The organism is Streptomyces sp. NPDC029296 (assembly GCF_055569255.1).
The window spans coordinates 111,629-134,842 of the sequence record NZ_JBVHXT010000012.1 but is presented as its reverse complement, the minus strand read 5'-3'; the positions used below and the strand labels follow the sequence as shown (position 1 = coordinate 134,842).

General features: G+C 72.2%; 19 protein-coding genes and 2 pseudogenes. 4 read left to right on the top strand and 17 right to left on the bottom strand.

The features are described 5' to 3' along the window. The first annotated feature begins 43 nt into the window (after positions 1–43). Both ACZ4W9_RS13270 and ACZ4W9_RS13265 read left to right on the top strand, forming a co-directional pair. Entirely contained in the window at positions 44–190 is a 147-nt protein-coding gene (locus tag ACZ4W9_RS13270) for a hypothetical protein (protein ID WP_467935281.1), read from the top strand. Between the two features lie 231 nt (positions 191–421). Next, a complete protein-coding gene (locus tag ACZ4W9_RS13265; RefSeq protein ID WP_467935327.1) occupies positions 422–919 on the top strand; it encodes a DUF6233 domain-containing protein in 498 nt (165 codons plus the stop codon). Positions 920–937: 18 nt separating this feature from the next. On the opposite strand, the gene ACZ4W9_RS13260 is transcribed toward ACZ4W9_RS13265, so the two are convergent. Beyond that, positions 938–1,573: a TetR/AcrR family transcriptional regulator gene (locus tag ACZ4W9_RS13260; RefSeq protein ID WP_467935279.1), complete on the bottom strand. Its 636-nt coding sequence runs from the start codon at positions 1,571–1,573 to the stop codon at positions 938–940. A gap of 107 nt (positions 1,574–1,680) precedes the next feature. On the opposite strand from ACZ4W9_RS13260, the gene ACZ4W9_RS13255 reads away from it, so the two are divergent. Beyond that, positions 1,681–2,619 carry an alpha/beta hydrolase gene (locus tag ACZ4W9_RS13255; protein ID WP_467935278.1) on the top strand — a complete coding sequence of 313 codons (939 nt, stop codon included), beginning with the start codon at positions 1,681–1,683 and terminating at the stop codon, positions 2,617–2,619. Positions 2,620–2,831: 212 nt separating this feature from the next. On the opposite strand, the pseudogene ACZ4W9_RS13250 reads toward ACZ4W9_RS13255, so the two are convergent. The 3 genes and pseudogenes from ACZ4W9_RS13250 to ACZ4W9_RS13240 all read right to left on the bottom strand — a co-directional run bounded on the left by ACZ4W9_RS13250 (position 2,832) and on the right by ACZ4W9_RS13240 (position 6,200). Beyond that, positions 2,832–4,309: pseudogene (locus ACZ4W9_RS13250) on the bottom strand (NF041680 family putative transposase). A gap of 476 nt (positions 4,310–4,785) precedes the next feature. Then, positions 4,786–5,676 carry an NmrA family NAD(P)-binding protein gene (locus ACZ4W9_RS13245; RefSeq protein WP_467935276.1) on the bottom strand — a complete coding sequence of 297 codons (891 nt, stop codon included), beginning with the start codon at positions 5,674–5,676 and terminating at the stop codon, positions 4,786–4,788. A gap of 98 nt (positions 5,677–5,774) precedes the next feature. Continuing rightward, a complete protein-coding gene (locus tag ACZ4W9_RS13240) occupies positions 5,775–6,200 on the bottom strand; it encodes a MarR family winged helix-turn-helix transcriptional regulator (protein ID WP_467935275.1) in 426 nt (141 codons plus the stop codon). A gap of 290 nt (positions 6,201–6,490) precedes the next feature. Here ACZ4W9_RS13240 and ACZ4W9_RS13235 point away from each other — a divergent pair. Beyond that, positions 6,491–6,637, top strand: a pseudogene (locus ACZ4W9_RS13235) (IS701 family transposase); the annotation flags it as partial. Between the two features lie 153 nt (positions 6,638–6,790). Here the strand turns inward: ACZ4W9_RS13235 and ACZ4W9_RS13230 are convergent. From ACZ4W9_RS13230 to ACZ4W9_RS13170, 13 genes are all read right to left on the bottom strand, one after another. Then, positions 6,791–7,657, bottom strand: a complete 867-nt coding sequence (locus tag ACZ4W9_RS13230) for a fumarylacetoacetate hydrolase family protein (protein WP_467935326.1) — start codon at positions 7,655–7,657, stop codon at positions 6,791–6,793. A 2-nt stretch (positions 7,658–7,659) separates the two neighbouring features. After that, positions 7,660–9,138, bottom strand: a complete 1,479-nt coding sequence (locus tag ACZ4W9_RS13225) for a condensation domain-containing protein (protein ID WP_467935274.1) — start codon at positions 9,136–9,138, stop codon at positions 7,660–7,662. Beyond that, positions 9,135–10,766, bottom strand: a complete 1,632-nt coding sequence (locus ACZ4W9_RS13220; protein ID WP_467935273.1) for a class I adenylate-forming enzyme family protein — start codon at positions 10,764–10,766, stop codon at positions 9,135–9,137. Before ACZ4W9_RS13220 ends, ACZ4W9_RS13225 begins: the two co-directional genes overlap by 4 nt. An 8-nt stretch (positions 10,767–10,774) precedes the next feature. Continuing rightward, positions 10,775–11,071 carry a phosphopantetheine-binding protein gene (locus tag ACZ4W9_RS13215; RefSeq protein ID WP_467935271.1) on the bottom strand — a complete coding sequence of 99 codons (297 nt, stop codon included), beginning with the start codon at positions 11,069–11,071 and terminating at the stop codon, positions 10,775–10,777. A 64-nt stretch (positions 11,072–11,135) separates the two neighbouring features. Continuing rightward, entirely contained in the window at positions 11,136–12,983 is a 1,848-nt protein-coding gene (locus ACZ4W9_RS13210) for an ABC transporter ATP-binding protein (RefSeq protein WP_467935270.1), read from the bottom strand. Further along, positions 12,980–14,926, bottom strand: coding sequence for an ABC transporter ATP-binding protein (locus ACZ4W9_RS13205; RefSeq protein WP_467935268.1), 1,947 nt, complete (start codon positions 14,924–14,926; stop codon positions 12,980–12,982). Before ACZ4W9_RS13205 ends, ACZ4W9_RS13210 begins: the two co-directional genes overlap by 4 nt. Next, positions 14,923–16,506: an FAD-dependent oxidoreductase gene (locus ACZ4W9_RS13200; protein ID WP_467935267.1), complete on the bottom strand. Its 1,584-nt coding sequence runs from the start codon at positions 16,504–16,506 to the stop codon at positions 14,923–14,925. Before ACZ4W9_RS13200 ends, ACZ4W9_RS13205 begins: the two co-directional genes overlap by 4 nt. Positions 16,507–16,635: 129 nt before the next feature. Next, entirely contained in the window at positions 16,636–17,388 is a 753-nt protein-coding gene (locus ACZ4W9_RS13195) for an SDR family NAD(P)-dependent oxidoreductase (RefSeq protein ID WP_467935266.1), read from the bottom strand. Next, a complete protein-coding gene (locus ACZ4W9_RS13190; RefSeq protein ID WP_467935264.1) occupies positions 17,385–18,629 on the bottom strand; it encodes an enolase C-terminal domain-like protein in 1,245 nt (414 codons plus the stop codon). The genes ACZ4W9_RS13195 and ACZ4W9_RS13190 overlap by 4 nt, the downstream gene beginning before the upstream one ends. Beyond that, the gene (locus tag ACZ4W9_RS13185) at positions 18,629–19,450 is read right to left on the bottom strand and encodes an alpha/beta fold hydrolase (RefSeq protein ID WP_467935263.1); all 822 of its coding nucleotides are present in this window, start codon (positions 19,448–19,450) and stop codon (positions 18,629–18,631) included. The genes ACZ4W9_RS13190 and ACZ4W9_RS13185 overlap by 1 nt, the downstream gene beginning before the upstream one ends. Before the next feature lie 116 nt (positions 19,451–19,566). Next, positions 19,567–21,303, bottom strand: a complete 1,737-nt coding sequence (locus ACZ4W9_RS13180; protein ID WP_467935262.1) for a GH3 auxin-responsive promoter family protein — start codon at positions 21,301–21,303, stop codon at positions 19,567–19,569. Positions 21,304–21,410: 107 nt separating this feature from the next. Further along, positions 21,411–22,052: an L-threonylcarbamoyladenylate synthase gene (locus ACZ4W9_RS13175; protein WP_467935260.1), complete on the bottom strand. Its 642-nt coding sequence runs from the start codon at positions 22,050–22,052 to the stop codon at positions 21,411–21,413. Between the two features lie 90 nt (positions 22,053–22,142). Further along, positions 22,143–23,171, bottom strand: a complete 1,029-nt coding sequence (locus tag ACZ4W9_RS13170; protein ID WP_467935259.1) for an NAD(P)-dependent oxidoreductase — start codon at positions 23,169–23,171, stop codon at positions 22,143–22,145. Between the last annotated feature and the right edge of the window lie 43 nt (positions 23,172–23,214).

Here is a 23,214-nt window from a genome sequence, read left to right as displayed (position 1 = left end):
GTTCTCTGCGCCCAGCCGACTCGGCGAGTAGCGCAGCCACACCATGAACAACCCCATGTCCACGGCGGCCTCCTCCCACCGCCGCCCCGTTGTCAAGCACCAGCGCAAGGAGAACGCCGCCCCGCTGGCGTACGACCTGGTGGTCAGCTCCGTCCGACTGCGCCCGAACCGCAGGAACCGAAGCCACTGATCGGCCACAGGCACGACACACAACTCGTCATCGACCACGGTCCAATACCGGGCTCCGGACGGCAGATCCACAGGAAACGCTCGCACGCGCAACTCCTTCGAAGTGACGGTCCATGCAACAACCCGCCACAGAGCCCCCCCGAGAACGAGCCTCGGGAGACCAACGAAGCACTCCCGTGCCACGTCACACCACAGCTTCACCCACCCCAGAAAACAGGAGGTCGTCGCCCGCCTGCGGTCCCGGCACCAGGAGCCCGACGGCTGGAGGTACGAGGTCGGCCTACCGGCGTACCGAAACGGCAGCGGAGACTCGGTGGAGCCTGCCGAATACCGGGTCTGGGTGCGCGCTCCGGACCATGTGCGGCCCGTGGACGGCGTCTCATACGACCAGGTGCCCACTGAGTACCTGCCGAAGCCGTCGCTCGTGGAGCAGGTACTCGGGCCGAGCCGTCCGTCGGGCTGGGTGATGGCGAAGGCCGGCGGCCGCGGGCCCGGCCGGTGCGGTGTCGTGCACGCCGTCGACTGCGACGAAGCTCCGGCCGAGGCGCCGGTGCTGCCGCTGGAGCGGGCCCTGGACGTGGCACAGCAGCCCGATGTCCGACTGTGCTCGCTGTGCGACGCGGCCGCGGAACTGGACCCCGCCCTCAAGGGCTTCGAGCACGGCTTCGGCGAACCGCAAGCGCCTGTCCCTGAAACGCTGTATCAGCGGGTCAAAGTGTGTCAGCGATGAGCTGACGCCCCCAAGCCGCTACCGGACGAGGAAGCTCTCGATGTGGTCGATCACCGCTGACACGGCCTGCCGGTAGGCGGTACTCGACCGGCGGACCTGGGACAGCAGCATGCCGCCCTGGATGGCCGCCAGCAGAGCGGTGGCGAGCGCGGCGGTATCGGCGCGCTCGCTCAGCTCGCCCCGTGCCTGCATGCGTGCGAGTCCCGACCTGATGGGGCCTTCCCACCGGTCGAAGGCGGAGACGAGTCTGGTCCGCGCCGACTGGTCGCCGTCGGCGAGTTCGCTGGCGAGCGAGCCGATCTCACAGCCGCCTTCGCATCCTCTCGCGTCCTGTCGGCTGCCTGCCCTGTCGCACCACTCGCGCAGGGCCTCGATGCTGTCCAGGTTGTCCAGCAGCGGACGCTGCTGGGCGAGCTGGGTGTCCGTTTGGTGGTCGATGACCGCCAGGACCAAGCCCTGCTTGTCGCCGAAGTAGTGGTAGATCTGCGACGCGCTGACCCCGGCGGCCGCCTGGATGTCCGGGATGCTCGTGCCCCCCGCGCCGCGGTGGAACATCAGCTCCGCGGCGGCCTCGATGATGCGTTCGCGGGTCTTGCGGCCCCCCTCGGTGAGCCGCTGCCTCTTCGGCTCTCCGGTCTTCGCTGGTGCGCTCATAGGCCCACGCTACCCAAGTTGGAATTGACATTCCAATTACGACCTACCGATCATCTTGGAAAGGTCATTCCATACCGGGTGGCCGTCTCTTCGGACAGGTGAGTGCCATGCCCCTCGACCCCCAGATCGAGATCCTGCTCAAGGAAGTGACCGCAGAAGGCGGACCGGCTCCCCACACCCTGACGGTGGCGGAGAACCGCGCGTTCGGGCGCGTCTTCGGCGCCCTGGCCGGCGCTCCCGTACCGGTCGCCGACGTCCGGGACACCACGGCCGCTGCCAACGGCCGCGACATACCCATCCGTATCTACCGGCCTTTCACCGAGCCGGATGCCGGGCCGCTGCCCGTGACACTCTTCTTCCACGGCGGCGGGTGGGTTTTCGGCGATCTGAACACCCAGGACAACATGGCCCGCATCGTGACCAGCCGCTCCGGCACGGTCGTGGTCTCCGTCGACTACCGGCTGGCACCCGAGCACCGCTTCCCGGCCGCGGTCGACGACGCCTATGCCGCGCTGACCTGGGTCGCCGGCAACGCCCAGGGCTTCGGGGGCGACGGAGAGCGCATCGCCGTGTTCGGCGAGAGCGCCGGCGGCAACCTTGCCGCGGTTCTCGCACAGGACTCCCTGCACCGCGGGGGGCCTCGCATCACGCTCCAGGTGCTCGCCTACCCGGCGGTCGACCGGTTCGACGACAGCCCCTCGATGTACGAGAACATGACGGGCCCGGTCCTCTCCCGTTCCTACCTCGAGTGGTTCTGGGGCGCCTACCTCAGCACCCCGGACCAGGGCGCCGACCCGCGGGTCTCACCGGCGCGCTGCGACGAACTGGCCGGACTTGCTCCGGCCGTCATCGTCACCGCCGAGAACGACCCCCTGCGCGACCAGGGCGACCACTACGCCCGCAAGCTGGCCGCCGCCGGCGTACCGGTCCAGCACCTCCCGGTCGAGGGAGCCATTCACGGCTTCCTCTCGTTCACCGGCTCGGTGCAACTCTCGCGGGACATACTGAACCAGCTCTCGGACGCCGTGGCCACGGCCTTCAACTGACCCGACCTGGCACCGCCAGCCGCCGAACTCTGCCACACGCACGCGGGACAGCGACCACCACCGAGCTGACCCTCGTAATGAAACGGCCCGGTCCGGGGCTGCTCGGACCCTTATACCTTGTCGTTTATCTGGTTCCGGTTGTTCGGGCGCGAGCCTTTGAGGGGTGTTTGAGGCAGGTCATGCAGTGAAGGACTTCCTCAAAGGACAGGGTGTCAGTCGGGCGAAAGCGCAGTTCGGCGGGGCTTTCTCCTCTTCTTGTGGTGGGTGGGTCGTGTGTGTGCCTCGCCGGTGGCGAGGACGCGGCCCACGTCGTGACGGGGTGCTCGATGCCGGTTCTTCGCGCCCGGCGGTCGTCCGGGGCCGGGCCGGGGAGGTTGCGGTGCACGCGCGGGAGAGGGCACCTTCGCGTGGAGGTTCCGGAACCTGCGGCGAACGCGGGCCGGGTGAGCTTGTTCGGCTCGGTCCTTCGCTCCCAGGGGCGACGCAGGTCGACGGTGAGGGGCCGGGCGAGCCGGAGTTGAGTGTGGGCGGCGATGACCAACCACGTCCGGCGGTCTGCCGCTTGCGAGCTGCGCGACCGCGGGCTCGTCCAGCCGAGCGTCTGCTTGAGCATGCGAAATGTGTGCTCGGCGTCGAAGCGGCGAAGGAAGGACTGCCAGCAGCGGTCGACGTCCGCCTCGGTGGCGTCGGTGCCGGACCACCACAGCCAGACCGGCCGGTTCACTCCGTGGCTGGGCAGCTTCTCGACGGTCAGCCGGATGACGGTGCCCTCGATGAGTGGCAGCGGCTCGTCGTGGTCGGTCCAGGCCGAGCGGCGGGTCAGCCGCGGGTGGAGCCGGTCCCAGGCCCGCGCGGTCGCCGTGCCGTAGAGGCGCGTGTCGGTGATGGTGACGTCCTTCTCGGCACCCCAGGTGGCGGGGTCGCCGAAGACGAACTCGCCACCGTGCTTGGGCGGTCGGCCACCTGCGGGATGGGCCGGGTGGAACTCCTCGCGGGAGGGCGCCGGGCGGCGGATGACCCGATCCGAGCGCAGGCGGCCAAGGATCTGCACCGGCAGCTTACCGAGCAGGTAGGCGATGCGCGGTGCGTCGTAGCCGGGGTCGAGCAGGACCAGGATCTCCGGGTCGCCCGGCCGCCACTGGCCGGCGGCGATGAGCCGCTTGACGACCTCGCGGACCCGGCGCGTGGTGACGGCCGCGAGGTCGGCGCCGGGCTCCAGACGGACGGCGTCCAGCAGCGCGGTCCAAGGGGCGCGACCGGCCTCCAGCGCGGCCACGATCGAGTACGGTCAGCTGGGGATCATCTGACGCTTGGCATCTCCGCGGCCATATGTGTGGCAGAACGAGCGGTCCGAGCAGGTCGCCGCGTCCGGCCGCAGCCACGGCGAGACGTCGACCGCCAGGACGAGACGGCCGTCCGCAGCCCTCGGCAGCGGCGTACCCGCGAGCGTCCGCCGAAGCCGGTCGATGTCCAGGCTGCCCTTGTTCAACGCGCCGTAGAGGGCGCCGTGGCCCCGGCGGTGTTCCGGGGCGAGCGGCAAGTCCACCAGCGTCCTGACCGGCCCGTCCGTGCACAGCAGGGCGTCAGCCAGCTCGAACAGCGCGTCCTCACGTCTGCACAGGTAGCTGTAGAAGTCGCCACGGAAGCGTGACAACGTCTCCGACGCGTCCTGCGGGGGGGTCCGTTGCAGCACACTCGTCTCCACGGGCCTCGGTCTGATCGGTGCGTCCTTGGCCGGAGCACATGATCAAGCCACGACCCGGCCCAAGTCCGGCGAATGCCCAGGTGAGCGACCCAGTTCGAGGCCCGTTTCGACCTCTTCAGATAAACGACACGCTCAGCGGCGGTCAGAGACGCGCCGGGCACCGTTGCGGATGGCCGGCACGGTCAAGCCTGTTCCGGCCATCCGCTGTACGGGTCCAGACGCCGGCGCGGCGGTCCCGCGGGCGTAGTCGGTGAGGTCTTTTGGTCGGCGGCCCGGGGCCTCCTGGACATGGATCTTCATCTCGGCGTCGACTGGCGGCCTCTCGACAACCAGTGTGCCGGTTTCGGCCTCGGGCACGCCCCGGGAGCTCCGTGACCACTTCAACCGTTGGCGGATGCGTTGCCGTGCCCGGAGCGCCGAGACCGTGGGCACGATCGCGGGCGTTCATCGCGGCCGGAGGTTCAGGAACCAGCCGCGTTCGTGTGCGCGGTCCAGCCGGTGGCTCGGATCCACTCGACCAGGTCCAGGGTGGCCGGCTCGATCGAGCGCACCACCGCGGGGTCCGCAGGGTGTTCCGCCGCCTTCGCGAACTCACGGAACATCACCCTGTCGAGGTCGTTGGGAAGCACACTCACCGGGAGGGCCTCGTACCGTGCCGGGAGCTCGGCGCACGCGCCGAACGCCGCGGCGATCTGGGGGCCCGTCAGCTCGTCACCCACGAGCTCGACGGCTCCGCCGGGCGCCTGGGCGATGTCGAGCAGGAGCGCGGCGGCGACCCGGCCGATGTCCCTGACCGAGATCATCTTCAGAGGGACGTCCTCCGGCAGCGGCATCCTCAGCACGATCTCCCCGTGCTCCAGGCTCGGTGCCAGCACGCTCGCGAAGTTCTCCATGAAGGCGGTCGCGCGAACCATCGAGGCCCTGAGGCCGGACTTCCTCAGGTGTTCCTCGATCGCGTGCTTCGAGTCGTGGTGCGGCACACCCCGCTCCCGGTCCGCTCCGAAGACCGAGTTGAACACGACGTGCGGGACGCCCGCCTCGGCCGCCGCGTCGACGAGCGCGGTACCGATGCGGATCTCCGCCTCGATCTCTTCGAGGCTGTTCGCCTCCGGGGTCGTGAAGGAGAACCCCTCGACCGCCGCCAGCGCGGCGGCCAGCGACGCCGGGTCGTCTGCCCGCACGGCCGCCAGCTCGACGCCGCGGGTGGCCAGCGCCTGAGCCCGGTCGGACTGCGGGTCGCGGACCAAAGCCCGCACCCGCGCCTTGTGGTCCAGCAGCGCGTCGACTACTGCCCCGCCCTGCTGCCCCGTCGCGCCGAAGACTGCGATCGTGCCGGTCTTCTGAGTGCTCATCGCCGCCACCCTTCATTAGTTCACGCCGTGAATGAAATTAGTTCACGGCATGAACTTCGTCAAGGCATGGGTGTGGCGAGACCTCACGACGTGATGGGTCAGTTCGAGGCGGGCGAAGAGAGGTCCGAGGCGTCCACGATGGCGGTGGCCACGCGCTCGAAATCGCGCTGGTCGTCGGCGCCAAGGTTGCTCGTGATTTCGGGCAGGCGCTTGGCGACCTCGGCGTAAACGGCCTCGGCGAGCACCTTCCCCGTGGGTGTCACGCTGAGCATGACGACCCGTCGGTCCTGCGTCGAGCTTGCCCGGTTGACCAACTCGCGCCGCGCGGTGCGATCGACCAGCTGGCTCAATGCGTTCTTGGTCATCCCCAACGACGCGGCGAGATCGGCCATCTGCCGCGGCTCGTCCCTGACCGCGCAGAGCAGCGTGGCCTGCGAGGGGGTCAGGTCGAACTCGGCGCAGATCTGCGCGTACTTGCGTTGAATCACAACCGAGAGCCAGAAGAGCTTGTCGCCATAGTCCACGCTGACCTCCCCGGCCCGATGACGAACAGCATACTGGCCGCGGGCCGGCGGACTGCGCCACTCACCAGGAGATGCACACCTCCGCGAGCCCAGCCTGGCACTCGCGCCCCAACCACTTTGACCGACTCCAGTGCCCCAGCTGTAAATCTTGATCTTGCTGGTGGAGGCGGTCCGCAGACGAAGACGGTCACCGTTGATCATCGTGCGTTGTGTTGACAAACGAAGATCAGCCGGTGGCCGTGGGCCACAGCGTAAACCCTGCCCGGTGGCAGTCGGTATTCGAGGGCCTGATGGCGCGAGTGGCGGGCCGGTTCGCCCGGGTGGAACCGCGCCGCCGGGCGCGCGGGTTCGTGCCGGGGGCTGCTCGCGGACCTGCCGAGAAGACCCGCTGGACGATCGCCGAGCACGCCGGTGACGCCATTCCGGCCGGTATGCAGCCCGCCGGAGCCGCAACATGACCACCTCGGGCTCGACGAGCACATAGAGGCACCCCCCGCTCCCACGCGGACCCGGAAGGTCCGTGACGCGGGAACGGGGGCGGGGGTACGGGCCGCCCCGGATGAGGCGACCGGCCGGGTTCGGGGGCCGGGCTACGGGGAGACGCAGGTGGTGCGGAACCTGCCGATGCCCTCGACGCGGCTGGTGACCACGTCGCCGGGACGGAGGTAGCGGGGCGGGGTGCGGGACATGCCCAGGCCGGCCGGGGTGCCGGTGAAGATCAGGTCACCGGGATGGAGTTCGCAGATCTGGGAGAGGGCCGAGACGAGGTCGGGAACGCGGTGGATCATCGCGGCCGAGTCGCCGTCCTGGACCACCTCGCCGTTGACCTCGCACGTCAGCCGCAACCGGTCCGGGTCCCGGAACTCGTCGGGGGAGACCAGCACCGGGCCGATCGGGCCGAAGGCCGGGAAGGACTTGCCCAGCGAGAACTGCTTCGCCGCACCACCGAGTTGCAGGGTGCGTTCGGAGAAGTCCTGACCGACCGTCAGCCCGGCGACCGCCGCCCAGCCCTGCTCGGGAGTGAGCCCGGAGGCCCGGCGGCCGACGACAGCGACGATCTCGACCTCCCAGTCCACCGTGGCGGTGGGCAGTGGCAGGTCGGCGCCCGGCCGGGTGATGCTGGACGGGAACTTCGTGAACACCACCGGAAGGTCCGCGCCGCCGGGTACGACGGCGGGCCGGTCGCGGTAGTTGCTCGCCACGGCGAAGACCTGGCGGGGCCTGGGCACCGGCGGCCCGAGCCGGTCCCCGTCCGGCAGCCGCACCGAACCGTCCTGCCGGGGCGCCTGCCCGGCAGCCTGCTCGGCCAGGTAGGGGCCCGCCCACGCGAGGGCCCGGTCCCAGTGCTCGATCAGCTCCATCGGGTCGGCCGGCAGGACGCCGCCGGACGCGCGCCCGATGTCCACCGCGCGCCCGTCGGCCCGTACCAGATGGGCGCGGCCGCCGACGTTGGCCATTCTCACGACACGGCCTCCGTCCCGGTGGGCCGTGGGATCGGTGCGAGGTCCGACGCGGCGAGCGCGGCCGTGAGGGTCACGTCCTCGAACGCGGCCGCGACGAGCGCCGCCTCGATGGCCCGCAGTGCCGCACCGGTCTCCGCCACGCTGATGAACGCGGTGTCGGACAGCAGGCTGATCCGGCAGGCGTACGCGCACTCGTTGACGGCCAGGAAGAACGTCGAGTCCTGCCGTTCCCACTTCCCGAGCACGTCCGTCTCGGTCTCGGCGGTCAGCGCGCGCAGCTCATCGGCGGTGGCGGCCTTCGGGAGCGCGGACCAGCCGTCGTTGAGCCGGGCGTCGTTGAAGTAGGAGCTGAGCCGGATCGCGCCACCGCGCTCCGCCGCGACACGGGCGATGAGCGCGTCCCGTTCGACCCGGTCATAGAAGCCGTAGCGGTAGGTGACGAGCGCCGAGCGGTACGCGGCCTCGACCAGGCCGTCGAAGGTCGCCACCTCGGTGCGGTCGAGCACGAAGAGGCCGTCCTGGCAGAGCTCGGCGACCAGGGCGCGACGGTTGTCGTCGAAGCGGTTGGCGACGATGAGCTGCAGCACGCCGGTGGTATGCCCGGTGAGCCGGGAGAGCACCAGGCTGGTCGCGGTCAGCAGCACCGCCGAGGTGGTGCGGCCGGTGCGCTCGGCGATCCGGGTCGCGGCCACCGCGGCGGCCGGCGAGGTGAGGCGGACCTTCCAGAACCGCTGCTCCTCGGGCTCCCGGGGCGGCATGTCGAACATCGTGAGCGGCACCACGGCCAGCTGCCGCCGCCAGTACTCCAGCGACAGCTTCCCGCGCCGCGCGCCCTCGCCCGCGGTCTCGTACTCCGCCTGGTCCAGCGGCTGCCAGCGGGCGGGCGCCGGGTCGGGTGCCTGCCCGGGCGTCTCGTCGGCCGGCCGGCCGTTCAGCAGCGCGGTGAGCTGCTCCACGACGAGAGCGGCACCGGAACCGTCCGCGGTCTGGTGGTCGAGGACCATGTTCAGGAACTCCACCCGGTCCGCCACCATCACCAGGCAGAAGCGGACCGGCCACTGCCCCGCTTCGAACGGCCGGCCGCCCTCCTCGGCGAGCAGCGCCGCGGCCGTCTCCGCGGCCGCCTCCGCGGTGGGCGCGTGCCGCACCGCGACCGTGAACTTCCCCTCGGCCCGCACGTCCTGCACGGGCCCTCCGATGCCGTCACCGCTGCCGTCGGTGCCGTCGGTGAAGTACGTCCGCAGCGCCTGGTGGCGCTCCACCAGGGTGCGCAGCGCGGCGGCCGCGGCAGCCGGGGTCAGGCTGGGGACGGGCAGCGTGCGGCGGATGTTGTAGTAGTGCCGGTCCTCGCCGAGCCAGCGGATCCCCTCCCAGATCGTCCGCTGCCCCCAGGTGAGCGGGGTACGGCCGAGCCCGGGGCCGGCGAAAGGCACGACGAGGGCGGTCGCCGCCCCCTCGGTGGTGTCGGTGGTCACGAACGGCCCCCGTCCACACCCAGGGCCTCGGCGGTGACGCTCGCCAGGGACCGCCGGTCCAGCATGCCCGCCGGGGTGCGTGGTACCTCGACCAGGCCCAGCTCGGCCAGCGTGACGTAGCGGCGGGGCACCTTGAAGACGCTCAGGTGGCGGACGAGTTCGGCCCGCCAGCGCTCCGGCGCGGGCGCGGCGCCCTCCTCCGGCCGGTAGACGAGTACGAGTTCGACACCCATGACCTGGTGCGGGACCGCGACCAGGAAGCCCTGTGCGACGCCGTCGAGCAGCGGCACATGCTTCTCGACCTCGGCCGGGTAGACGTTCTCCCCGCCGATGATCACCAGGTCGTCGAAACGGCCGAGGATGAAGAGGTTGCCGTCCGCGTCCATCCGGCCGAGGTCTCCGGTGTGCAACCAGCCGTCGATGAGCTTGCCCGCGGTGATCTCGGGCAGCTCGTAGTAGCGGTCGAAGATGTTGTCGCCGCGGATCCACACCTCGCCCGGTACGTCGGCGGCGACCCGCTGCCCCTCGTGGTCGAAGACGGCGACCTCGCAGGACGGCAGCGCGGTGCCCGCGCTGCCCCGGGCGCGGCGCAGCGGGCCGACCGCGTCGGAGCCCTCCACGGTGGCCACCGAGGTGGTCTCGGTGAGGCCGTAGCACTGGTGGACGTTGATCCCGAAGGTCCCCTCGAAGCTCTCGATCAGCTCCGGGCTGAGCCGGGCACCGCCGGCCAGTACGCCTTTCAGGGTCGGCCGGGTGCCGCGCCGCTCGTCGCCGACCAGCATCTCCAGGAACGAGGGGACCAGCAGCGTCCAGGTCGGCCGGTGCCGGTCCGCGAGCTGCCAGAACCGCAGCATCGCGACCTCGGGCCGGACCACCGCGCCGCGCGCGCCGCACCACAGCGGCGTGAGCAGTGAGAAGACCTGACCGCTGTTGTGGAAGAGCCCGATGACGGTCAGGAACGAGTCCTCGGCGGTGAAGCCGAAGCGCTCGCCGAGCGCGAAGCCCTCCGACAGCAGGTTGGCGTGCGTCAGCACGACGCCCTTCGGCCGCCCCGAGACGTCGGGCAGGTAAACCACCTCGGCGTCGCCCCGGGCGGCGGACAGCGCGGCCACCCGGTGCGGGTCGGTGGGGGTCGCCATGACGGCGCGGAAGAGCGCGGCCTCGTCGTCCACGAGGTGCCGGCCGTGCTCGGGCAGGCCCAGTTGCTGGGCCAGTACCGAGTCGCTGAAGATCAGCGCGGGCGCGGTCTGGTCGAGGATGTGCTCGACCTCCGCGGGGCCGGACTTGGGGTTGAGCGGAACCAGTACCCGGCCGGTGGCGATCACCCCGAGGAAGAGCAGCGCGGTGAGCGTGGAGTTGGGCAGCACCAGCCCGACCCGGTCGCCCACCGCGGCGCCACGCCCGGTCAGGTAGGCGTCCAGGTGGTGGGTGAAGTCCAGCGTTGCGGCGAAGGACAGCGCCTGCCGGGGGTCCTCCACCGCCGGCAGGTAGGGGGCGTCGGGGTGCTGGGCTGCGGCGTACGCGAGCAGGCCGTGCAGGGTGCTCGCGGCGGCCCGGTGCTCGCCGGTCCACAGCGCGGTGGGCGCGGCTGCCGAAGCGGGTGCGGTGGCGGGTGTCGTGGTGGTCACGGGAAGGGTCACCTCGTGGAAGTGGCGTCGTCGGCGGCGGTGGCGCGCTCGACGGCAGCGGTCATGGCCTGGACGGTCGGGGTCGTGAAGAACGTCTCGACGACGTCCACGCCCCACTCCAGCTCGATCCGGGTGACGATCTCGACGGCGGTCATGGAGTCCACGCCGAGCAGCACCAGGTTGGCGTCCAGCGGGACTTCGGCCAGGCTCAGGGATTCGGCGCAGATGCGCATGATGGTGGTGCTGACGTCGGACACGGCTGCCTCTCGGATGTCGGGCTCGGCTGGCTCTCGGGTGTTGGGCATGTTCGCCTCTCTGCTGGGTGAGCGCTGTGGGCGTTCGGGGTGCGGGGCGGCGGGCGGCCGCGGGTCACCGGTAGACGCGGGCCTGGAGGCCGTAGAGGTCGGCGTAGAGACCGCCCCGGGCGACCAGCGCGTCGTGACTGCCCTCCTCCAGCACACCGCCGTTCTGGAGCACGACGATCCGGTCCGCCGTCCGCACCGTGGAGAAGCGGTGCGAGACGAAGAGCGTCACCGCGCCGGAGCGCCGCCGGGCCTGTCGGGACTGGTCGAGGTAGCGCTCGAAGAGGGCGTGCTCCGCGCTGGCGTCCAGAGCGGAGGCCGGCTCGTCCAGCGCGAGCAGCAGCGGATCGGTGCGCATCGAGGCGCGCGCCAGACCGAGGGTCTGCCACTGGCCGCCGGACAGCTCCGCGCCCTGGCCGAACTCGTGGCCGAGCAGGCTCTCCAGACCGTCCGGGAGCCGGTCCATGACCGCCCCGGCCCGCGCCGCCGTCAGCGCCTCGTGCAGCGCGGCGTCGTCGTCGACCCGCGCGACGTCGCCCACACCGACGTTGTCGCGCAGCCGCAGCTCCAGCCGGGCGAAGTCCTGGAAGAGCATCGCGATCCGGGACCGCCAGGCGTCCGGCGGCAGCGCGGCGATGTCCACGCCGTCCACCAGGATCCGGCCCGAGGTGGGGCGGTAGAGCCCGCACAGCAGCTTGACCAGTGTGCTCTTGCCCGCGCCGTTCTCCCCGACGAGCGCCAGCGAGGCACCGGCCGGGATGTGCAGGCTGACGTCCTCCAGCACCGCGCGGTCACTGTTGGGGTAGCGGAAGCCGACGCCTTCGAGACGGATGCCGTCGCGCATGACAGGGGCAAGGGTGGCCGTTGCCGTGGCGGCGGCCGTGGAGGCGGAGGTGGCCGTGGTGCCGCTCGGGCCGGGGGTACCGGCCGCCGGGACCACCTCGTCGGCGACCTGTTCGCGTACCTCCTGGAGGCGTTCGAACGTACGGCCCGCGCCCTGGAGCTTGGTGTGCAGCGCCAGCGCGCTCGCCACCTGCATGCTGACCTGCACGGCCAGCGTGATCACCAGGATGATGTCACCGATCGTGGTTCGGCCGTCCAGCGCGGCGTTCACCACGACCAGCACCGCCCCGCCGAAGGTGAGGGCGAAGAGCGACTGCCCGGCCGCCCGCAGGTAGGCGCCCCGGCGGAACGCCCGCCAGCGCCAGTTGTTGGCCTCCTCCAGCGCCTTTGCCTGCCGGGCGAGCACGGTCTCCTGCGCGGCGTACAGCCGCAGCTCCTTGATCGAGGAAGCGGTGGTGGCGACCTCGAAGAGGTGGCGGCTGAGCCGGCTCGGCTCCGTCGTCTCCTCCTTGGCGCGCTCGTTGATCCGGTGTGCGCGGTTGGAGATCAGCACCGGCGGCACGGCGGCCAGCGGCAGCAGTACCAGCCAGGGGTCCACGCTGCTCAGCAAGGCTGTGGTGATGACCAGTTGCAGACCGAGGCCGCCGAGCAGCAGCACCGCCTCCAGGGCATGCCGGGTGCGGACCAGGTCCTCGCGCACCAGGCCCATGGTGTCGCTGAACTCCGGGGAGTCCAGGTGGTCGATCCGGGCGCTGCCGTTCGAGAGCGTGATGATCTCGTCGTAGAGCGCCGTCTCCATCAGCTCGCCCAGCTCGAAGTGGAACAGGTGGGCGAAGTGCGTCATCATCAGCTCGCAGAGCAGCAGCCCCGCGATCACCAGGGCCAGGTCGGCGGCCCGGCCGCTGTCGTGGCGCACGACGGCGTTCGCGAACCGCCTGATGACGAGCGCCACCGCGGGTGTCGCCAGCAGGCCGACCAGCATCAGCGCGATCGCCTTGAGCAGGCGTCCACGGTCGATGTGCCAGGCCATGGCGAGCAGCCGCCGGGTGGCCAGCGTCGCACCGGTCGTCACGAGGCCACCTCCTCGAAGCGCTGGGCCTGGAGGCGGAACAGCTCGGCGTACCGGCCGCCCAGCGCGCTCAGCTCGTCGTGGCTGCCGCGTTCGGCGACCCGGCCGGACTCGATGACCACGATCTGGTCCGCGCGCCGCACCGTGGAGAACCGGTGCGAGATGATCACGCTGGTCACTCCCTCCGTGACGTCGATGAAGCGGTCGAAGAACTCGACCTCGGCCCGCACGTCGAGTTGGGCGGTCGGCTCGTCGAGGACGAGCAGTGAGGCCCCGTGTTCGACGGCGTGGAAGGCCCGGGCCAGCGCGACGCGCTGCCACTGGCCGCCGGACAGGTCCTGGCCGTCCGCGTAGCTCGCGCAGAGCACGGTGTCCGGTCCGGCGGGCAGCCGGTCGAGCACCGACACGGCCCCGGCCCGCTTCGCGGCGGGCTCGATCGCGGCGTCCGGCACCCAGGGCGCGCCCATCCGGATGTTGTCGCGTGCGCTCAGTTCGTAGCGCACGTAGTCCTGGAAGATGACGGCCAGCCGACGCTGCCAGGCACGCGTCCGCGCGCCGGAGAGCGGCTCGCCGTCCACCGTGATCCGGCCGGAGGTGGGCTCGTAGAGCTTGGTCAGCAGCTTGACCAGGGTGGTCTTGCCGGCACCGTTGAGACCGACGATCGCGGTCGAGGTGCCGGGGCGCAGCTCCAGGTCCAGGCCCCGCAGGATGTCGCGCCCGTCGGGGGTATAGCGGAAGCGGACGTCCTCGAAGCGGACGGTACCGACAGGGGCGGGCGCGGCGGCCTTCCCTGCCCCGGCGGTACGTCCGGCGGGGTTTCCCGCGGCCTGCTCGCGGACGGCCGCGGCCGCCTTCCCCGCGACGACCTCGGCGGCGTCCTCGGCGCTGTCCTCGCCGCGGTCGCGGGCGTTCGCCGCCGCCATCTCCTCGAAGCGGACCATCGCCTCGTATCCCTCCAGCCCGTACTGCGTCTGCACGTCGCACTCGGGGAAGAAGGCGGCGAAGCGGATCGGGATCAGCACCGCCTGCACCGCGATGGCGAAGTCGAGCATGGTGATGTCCCCGTGCGCGGCGCCGGACGCCAGCCAGCGCATGACCACGGCGGTGCCGACCAGACCGATTGCCGCGTAGGCCAGGAACGGGCGGAAGGAGATCTTCCAGCGCTGCCGCCACAGCGGGCCGTAGTAGGCGTCCGCCTGGCGCTGGTGCAGCTCGCGGACCCACCGCAGCAGGCCCAGCACCCGGATCTCCTTGGCGGCGGCGGGCCCCGACCCCAGCCGGCGTACGTAGGCCAGGCCGCGGCGGGTGGCGGCCAGGCTGTACCACAGCCGGGACAGCCGGCCGAGCGAGCCGCGCTGGCCGAAGCGCAGCGTCAGCGCGGTCACCGCGAGCACCACGGCGGCCACCGGCGACAGCACCACCCCGACCAGCACCAGCGCGCCGATCAGCTGGCCGTAGCGGGCGAGGAGCGCCAGCGCCCCGGCCACCGCGTCACCGGGGGTCGGCAGGTCGCGGTCCAGTGCCGCACGCGCGTCGTTCAGCACGTCCAGCGTCTCGGGCCGTTCCAGCGCGACCATGTCGGCGTCCACCGACGCGGCCCGCATCAGCCGCTGTATGCAGTACGCGTCCACCCGGCGCGTGATGATCTCGCCGTACGCCAGCTGGAGCGGCAGCAGCATCTGCTGGGTCACGAAGACCGCGATGGCGATCGCGAACGGCACGAGCAGCTGGTCGGCGCCCGTGCTCCAGTCGGACCGGCCGTCCAGCCGGGCGATGCGGTTGAGCAGCACGCCCATGGACACCACGAAGGCGGTGGGCAGCACCGCGATGGACACGTTGATGGCCAGCGACTGGATCAGGGCGACGGTGCCGCCGCGCGGGGCCAGCCGGACCACCGCGCCCCATTTGCGGGTGCGTCCCGCCAGGTACTTTCTGAGGCCGGTCACCTGGTGATCTCCGCCTGCTCGCGCCGGTCCGCGGCGGCGGCCGCGGTCGCCTCGGCGCTCTCCACCACGCCGCCGTCCCAGGCCGCGCCGGCATCCTCGGTCGTCCCGGTGCCGACGCGGTCCAGTGCGGCCAGTTCGCGACCGGCGATCCGGCCCACCGACAGGCACTCGGTGATGTTGGTCGCGCCCTGGTAGAGCCCGCCCCACGCCGAGCCGAACTCGCCCGCCGAATACAGCCGGGGGATGACCGCGCCGCGGGTGTCGAGGACCCGGGCCCGGGCGTCGCGGCGGGCGCCGCCCTGGGTGTTGAGCACCGTCGGCTCCAGCCGGATCGCGTAGTACGGGCCCTCGATGGCCTCCAGTGTCTCCGGGCTGCGGCCCTGCTCGGGGTCGGCGCCCTCGGCGCAGGCGGTGTTGTATCGGGTGAGCGTCGCGGCCAGTGCCTCGGCGGGCACCTCGATCCGCTCGGCCAGCTCCGCCACTGTGTCGGCCTGGACGATCCAGCCCATCTTGATCTCGCGGGAGTTGTCCGCGCTCCACTGGTACAGCTCGCGGTTGTAGCCGCTGACCGACCAGCTCAGCGGCCCGGCCAGGCGGGTGCGCTCGTTGAAGACCCCCCAGCTCGGCAGGCGCGGGTAGTCCACCGTGTGGGTGTCGAACTCCGACAGCAGCCGGTGGAACTCGTGCAGCTCCAGGCCCGTCTCGTCGGCGAACCGCTCACCGTGGCGGTCCACGTAGATGAAGCCGTGGGTCGGGAAGAAGATCCCGAAGGCGGCGACGTACTCCTCGCTCTGGAAGCCGATGATCGTCGAGGTACGGGACATGTGCCACAGGTCCGCCCCGGCACGCTGCGCGACGCGTACGCCGTCCCCGGTGTTGCCCGGGTTCCCGGCGAAGCGCACGCCGGGCGGGAGCACGTACTCGGAGATCAGCTCGGGGCTGTTCTCGTAGCCGCCGCACGTCATGACGACGCCCTGGGCGGCGTCGATACGGACGGGCCGGCCCTGGAGGGTCAGCTCGACCCCGGTCACCTCGCCGGAGGGGGACCGGACCAGGTCCTGGACGCGGGCCTCGAAGAGCACGGTGATGTCCCGGGCCTCGACGGCCGCCTCCAGCGCCTCCCACATCCGCCGGGAGGGCGGCACCTCGGGGGAGCCGGCGACGCAGTACTTGTCGAAGTAGATCCCGTCGCCCGCCACTGCGGGGAAGCCCGGGCCCTTGAGGGTCCTGGGATAGGTGTCGGCGATGATCAGCTGTTCGGGGACGGAGAGTTCGGCGTCCAACGCGGCGAACCACTCGGGAAGGTCCGCAGCGCCGTCCACCAGGGCCTCGACGACATCGCGGCCGGTGCTGCCCAGGCAGAGGGTGTGGAGGTAGTCCACCAGGCGCCGGCGGTCGCCGTCGCCGGACCGGGCGATCACGCAGTTGCCGCCGCTGACACGGGAGTTGCCGCCGCCGTGCGGCATCTTCTCCAGCACCAGGACGCGGGAGCCCTGGTCGTGGGCGGTGATGGCGGCGGCGGCCCCGGCGAAGCCGTAACCGACGACAATCACGTCGAACGAGTCGAATGGGGGATGCATGGTGACTCCAGGGGTCGGGAGAGTGGGAGTTGGGGCAGGACGGGACGGGACCGGGCCGGTCCCAGCCGGGCCGGACCCGGTGGGACCGGGCCGGGCGGAGGGGAGCACCCGGTGGGCCGACCGGCCCGGTCAGATGGCCATGCCCGCGCTGACGTCGAGGACGGCGCCGGTCGCGAACCCGGACGGGCCGGTGAGGAACGGCAGGACCAGGTGCGCCGCCTCGGGGACCGTCCCGAGCCGGCCGACGGGAATCTGCGCCGTCAGCCCGTCGCGCTCCTCCTCGGACTTGGCGTGCCACGCCGCCGTGATGCGGTCGGTGGCGATGGGCCCGTGGGCGACGGCGTTCACCGTCACCCCCAGCGGCGCGAGTTCCCAGGCGTACTGCTTGGTCAGGCCGAGCAGCGCCGCCTTGGCGGTCACGTACGCGGCGTTGCTGAACACGCTGTAGCTGCGGCCGGCGATCGAGGCGAGGTTGACGATCCGGCCGTGTCCCCGCGCGGTCATCTCCGGCACCACCAGCCGCATCAGGGTGAAGGCGGTGACCACGTTGTGCAGGAAGGAGTCCAGCAGGTCGCTCTCGCGCAGGTCGGTGACCGGGCGGCGCCGGGCGTCGCCGCCCACGCCGTTGAGCAGCGCGGTCGGCAGCAGGCCGGGGCCGAGCGCGGCGAAGTGCTTCTCCACCGCGCCGACGTCCTGGACGTCCACCACCCACGGCTCGGTGGTCAGGGCGGCGGCCCCCACCTCACGGGCCACGGAGTGCAGCGCGGCCGCGTCGCGGTCGGCCAGGATCAGCCGGTGGCCCTGGGCGGCGAGGCGCCGGGCGACCTCGGCGCAGATCCCGGCGCCCGCACCGGTGATCAGGACGTTTTCCGGGCGGCTCATACGATCTCCTCCTCATGAGCGGCGGATGCCGGTCCGGTGGTGACGGCGGTGGCGGTGGCCGTGGCGGAGGTGATGGCGGCGTGCGGCACCTCCCGGAGCAGGCGGGCGGACGGTACGACGCCGCAGCCCGGCCCCGGCAGCGGGTGGGCCGTCTGCGCATGCCGGTCCACCGCGAAGGCGGGCACGGTCAGCGGCTCGCGGAACCACTCGTCCTGGCGGCCGGTCTCCGCCGCCCGCAACCCGGCCAGCGCGCAGCCGAGCGTCCGCCCGGCCGCCCACAGCGGCCCCACCTCCCCGACCTGCACGCCCAGTTGGCAGCCGAGCCCGGCGGAGCGGGCCAGTGCGGCCAGCCGCGCGGAGGCGATCAGGCCGCCGCACTTGGAGATCCGGACGTTGACATGCGTCGCGGCCCGCAGCTCCACAGCGAGGCGCAGGTCCGCCTCGTCGCGGAAGGACTCGTCGAGCATCACGCCGAGTCCGGTGCCGGTCAGCCGGCGCAGCGCCGCCCAGTCGCGGGGTGCGAACGGTTCCTCGACCCAGTCCACCCCGGCCGCGCGCAGCGCGCCCGCTGCGCGGATTGCCTCGCCGGGGTCCCAGGCCGTGTTCGCGTCGAGGGACAAGGTGGTGTGCGGGCTCGCCGCCCGGGCCGCCAGAGCCCGGCGGAGCGCGGCCCCGAGGTCCGCGCCGACCTTGACCTTGACGTGCCGCAGCGCGGCCCGGGCGGGCGGGCGCAGCGAAGCCAGCACCTCGCCGGGATCGTGCGCGAGGTCCACCACCTCGGAGGGCACCACGGGCCCCGGGGCGTCCCGCAGCGTGCCGGGCGGCAGGCCCAGCAGGCCGAGGACGTCGTGCAGCGGGCGCCCGTGGCTGCGGCAGACCAGGTCGAGCAACGCCAGCTCCAGCGCGGCGGCCGCGCTCGGCGCCGGGGCCGCCGGGTCCAGCAGCCGGCCCAGCGGGGCACCCGCCGTGCGGGCCAGCCGGGCGATGCGCTCCTCGAAGCTCCCCGGCCCGATCAGCCGGCCCAGCGTCTCCGGGTCGAGGCGGCCCAGCTGACCGGCCACCGTCTGCACGGTCTCCCCGGTCACGTAGGGCCGGGGCGCGGCCTCGCCCCATCCCGTGGCGTTCTCGGTACAGACCTCGAGCAGCACGCTGGCGGTCCGGTCCCGGTGCGCGGCGGCGTGACCGAACGGCCGGTCCATCGGCACCGCGGCCACCGTGGCCCGCACCGCGATCACCCGCATCACCGTCCACCGCCCCGCGGGTCGAGCACGGCGGCGGCCAGCCAGTCCCAGTAGGCGACGCGGTCGGCAGAGAACTCCAGGTAGTGCCGGTCGGTGACGAAGCGGCGCTCCACCGTGCCCGGCGCCTTCTCCGCGAGCACCCGCCGGGCCGCGTCCAGGTCGATGACCGGGTCGCGGCGCGGCACCGCGAGGAGCGGCGGGTGCGGGGTCGGCAGGGAGGCGGCGGCCGTGTAGACGTCCTCCAGGCCCACCATCGCTGCCCGCATGCCCGCCGTCACCTCCCGGACCATCAGCGGGTCCGCGCCCATCCGGGCCAGCTCGGCCGGGTCGTCGGTGTAGTCCCGGTCCGCCAGGCTCAGCGGCGCGGGAGCGGTGCCGCGCAGCGCACGCAGCGCGGCGAGCCGCTCGGGGTCGCCGCCGGCGCGGGCTCGCTGCTGGCCGAGCGCCGGGGCGCAGAACACCACCGGGTCCAGGTGGGCCGGTCTCGCCACCAGAACGGCGGCGAGCAGGCTGCCGCCGAAGCTCTGGCCCAGCGCCGCCACCCGCTCGCAGGACCGCCGGCGCACGGTTTCCGCCAGGGCCCTGGCCTGGTCGTCGATCAGTACCTCGGCCGAGGGGGCGTGCCCGCGCGGCCCGGCGCTGCGGCCGCTGCCGCGCCGGTCGAGCACGAAGACCTCGACCCCGCGCCGTACCAGCTCCGGTCCGGTCTCCCGCAGCCAGCCCGCGTGGGACTGGATGCCGTGCACGTAGTGCAGGGCGGCGCGGACGCCGGGACCGGTCCAGTGGTGCAGGACCAGCTCCAGCCCGTCGGCGGCCGGCACGGCGTACCGGCGCGGCTCCGCCGGTACGGATCCGGGTCGGGGTACGCGAGCCGGCGCGACTGCGGCGGCCGGTACGGGCTCCGGTGGCGCCCCGGCCGGGCGTGGCGCGAGGCCGGTCACCGGGGCGTCCCCTGCATCACGGAGGAGCCGGCGGATCCCGGAGCACCGGAGAGACCCGAGGCGCGCTGGGACAGCACCAGGGCGGGACCGCCGAGCCGTCCCAGTGACCGCAGCGCCTCGACGACGGAGCCGTCCCGTTGCAGCCAGTGGTGCTTGACCTGCGCCGCGGCGGCCCCGGCGGTCAGCCGCGCCTGGGTGACCGCGGCGAACGAGCCCTCGGAGAGCACGTGCACGCCGATCGGGGCGAGCCTGCCGCCGGACCGCTTGTCGGCGTACTCACCGTTCAGCGCGCACAGCGACTCCTCGACCTTGTGGGCGAAGGCGCGGGCGTCCGTGCCCGGCGGCAGGCCCTCGATCATCAGCAGGTAGCGGGGTGGCATCTCCCAGATCGGTACGGAGGTGAACAGCGGCAGCGGCCGGCCCGGCGTCCCCCATGAACGCCGTACGGCCAGGTGGATCTGGTTCTCGGTGAGCTTCTCGCCGGTGAAGGAAGCGGTGTGGCCCACCCGGCCGAGGAACTCCAGCCGGGGCGTCCGGCCGGTCCATCCGACCACCTGGTAGGCGTCACCGGTGTCGTAGCGGTACATGCCGTTGGCCTGGCTCATGATGAGCCGGTAGGTCTTGCCGACCTCCACCTCCTCCGGCGCCAGGCTCGCGCCGATGCTCTCGTCCTCGATGTCGCTGATCTCGGTGAACTCGTAGAGGGCCTGGTTGATGGCGAGCGGGCCCGCCGTGAGGTGGTTGTCGATGGGCAGCGTCACGATGCCCTCGGTGCCGGTGGTGCTGAACGGCAGGATCGCCGCGCCCGGCGCCATCCGCCGCAGCCACGGCTCGTAGAGCCGCGCGGAGCCGGACATCCAGCAGACCAGCAGGCTCAGCGCCGGGAAGGCGTCCTCCAGCTGGAGCGGGCCTCCCCGGGCCGCCGCCCGCGCCGCGAGCCGCCGGGCGGCCTCGGGCCGGGCGCGCAGCTGCGGTACGCGCCTGCGGCCGATGGTGCCGTCGTGGACGTCGCGGATGAGGTCGTCGGTGCGGTCGGCGAGCTGCTCGGCGAGCCGTACGAGCTTGGAGGGGTTGACGGCGACGACGAGCCGGACGTCCTGGTCGGCCAGCCAGCACAGCTGGGTGTACATCCGGTCCTCGCCGGGCACGGTGTCGGCGAACCAGGGCGCCCCGTACCAGGGCGGGGTCCAGTCGTTCCCGCCCATCGAGTACTGCCGCTGGGTGATGCCGTAGACGGGCAGCTCACCGACCCGGCCGGGGCGCGCGGTGCGGTCCCAGGACAGGTCGAGCGCGGTGTTCGGCGCCACCGTCTCCAGCCCCAGCAGCTGGAAATACAGGCCCCACTGCGCGTACAGCGCGGGGCCGCGGTAGTGCTGGCGCCAGAAGCGGGTGGTGGGAATCAGCTTGGGGTCCCCGGAGGTGCCCGAGGTGGTGAGGAGAGCGTACGGTTCGTCGGTCGTCAGCACGGACTGCTCGCCCGCGATGACGCGGTCGATCCAGGGGCGGTACGCGTGGTACGGGCGGATCGGGACGGCGGCGCGCCAGTCCTCGATCGTACGGATCCCGGCCACACCGTGCTCGCGGTCGAAGGCCGTGCCGGTGGCCTGGGAGACAAGGTCGTCCAGTACGGCGCGCTGGGCCAGTTCCGGCGTCAGGCAGGCCGCCCTCTGCTGTCCCAGCGCCATGGCGGTCCTGGTGCGGAAGCCTACGGATCCACCTATGAGTGTTTCCATTTTTCCTTTCCCCGTTCGCGGAGCGGCGGAGTGTTCCGCTCGTTGCTGTGGTGCGGCGGCCGGGCCGTCCCACCACGGGTGTACGGAGGCTGTGAGGGGGCCGTGCTCTACTTGCGCCGCTCGGGGGCGAGCGCCACGGAGGGTACGACGGCTCGCAGCTCGTCCATGCCGGTGGCGCTGAGCCGGATCACGGCGGCGGGCTCGGAGGTGCAGTCGATCATGCTGGAGGGCTTGTCGAAGCGGGACAGTTCGTCCCCGGACAGGATCAGGTCGACGTCCTTGTCGAAGATCTGCGCGCCGGCGAAGGTCTTGATCTCGGTCTCGCCCGCGTAGTTGAGGGTGGTGCCGAAGACCGGCACCCGGAGCGCCTCGGCCACGCCCCGCATCACGTGGTTGCGGCTGGACATCACCGCGACGGTCGGCAGGCCGTGGGTGAACCAGTCGCCGATCACCTCGCGCTTGTTCAGGACGAGCGCCAGCGGGCCGGGCCAGAAGTGCTCGATGAAGGTCTCGGCCGAGGGCGTCAGGTGCGCCCAGCGCTGGACGTCCGCCGTGCGGGTGTGGATGACAAAGGGTTTGCCCCGGTCGCGGTTCTTGATCGCGTAGACGCGCTCCACGGCCTCCGGGTTGGTGGCGTCGCCGAAGAAGCCATAGACGGTGTCGGTCGGCAGTACGACCACGCCACCCTCCGCGATCGTCTTGACAGCGGCGGCGATGCCCGCGGCGTCGGCGGCAACGTGAATGCTCATGGCTGCTCCTTGGAGGCAGTTGAGGTGACGAGAGTGACAGGAGTGACGAAGGTGGCAGCAGTGTGCGAGGCACTCGGGGTGTCAGGAGTGCTACGGGGTGGAGCGGACAGGGGGCACGCCGCCGGCCGGTCCGGACGCCGCGAGGCGCTCGGACCACCGGGGCAGGCACGCCGGGTTGACGACGTGTTCGGGCGGCCGGCCGGCCAGCAGCGCCAGGACGCTCTCCACCGCGGTGTCGGTGAAGGAGTCGAACATCTCCACGGTGTGGCCGATCACGTGGTTGGTCAGGATGACGTTGGGGGCGGCGCGCAGCGCCGAGTCGGGAGGCGGCGGCTCGACGGCGAAGGTGTCCACCGCCGCCCCGCCGATCCGCCCCGAGGACAGCAGCTCGGCGAGGGCGTCCTCGTCCACGATGCCGCCGCGCGCCGCGTTGACCAGGAAGGCGCCGGGGCGCAGCAGGGCGAGGCGGTCGCGGCCGAGCATCCCCCGGGTGTGCGGCGAGTAGGGGAGGTTGACGACCACGAGTTCGCTGCTGCGCAGCACCTCCTCGACGGAGGTGAACCGCACGCCCGGCCACGCCGCGGGGTCTGGGGAGCGGGTGTGTGCGAGCACCGGCCCCGGCTCCCACGGCGCCAGCAGTCGAGTCATGCGCTGCGAGATGCGGCCGAAGCCGATGAAGCCGACCGTCCGGCCGCGCAGCGTACGGCTGGTCACCGGTGCGGCACCGGTCCACCGCTGCTCGAAATGCGCCTGCTTGCGCGGGAGTTCGTAGAGCAGCGCCAGCATCAGCAGCACGTTGGCCTCAGCCATGCTGTGTACGTTCTCGCGAGTGGCGCCGTTGGCGATCAGGATGCCCAGCGCGGTGGCCGCGTCGGAGTCGCAGGAGCCGGTGCCGATGGACGGGAAGACCACCCCGCGCAGCCGGGTGGCCGAGCGCAGCGCCGACCGGCTCAGTACGGTCCTGGAGCTGATGACGACGACGTCGATGTCGCCGGAGGGGGCGTAACGGGTCAGGGCGGGGGCGGGCCGGGCGGGTATCCGGACGACCTCGACGCCGTGTGCGGCGAGTCGCCGTGCAACGCCCTCCAGGATGGTCCCCAGGGCGTGGTCGTCGCCCACGGCGACGCGTCGGTGTACGGTACTTCCTCCGTGGGGCGCGCTG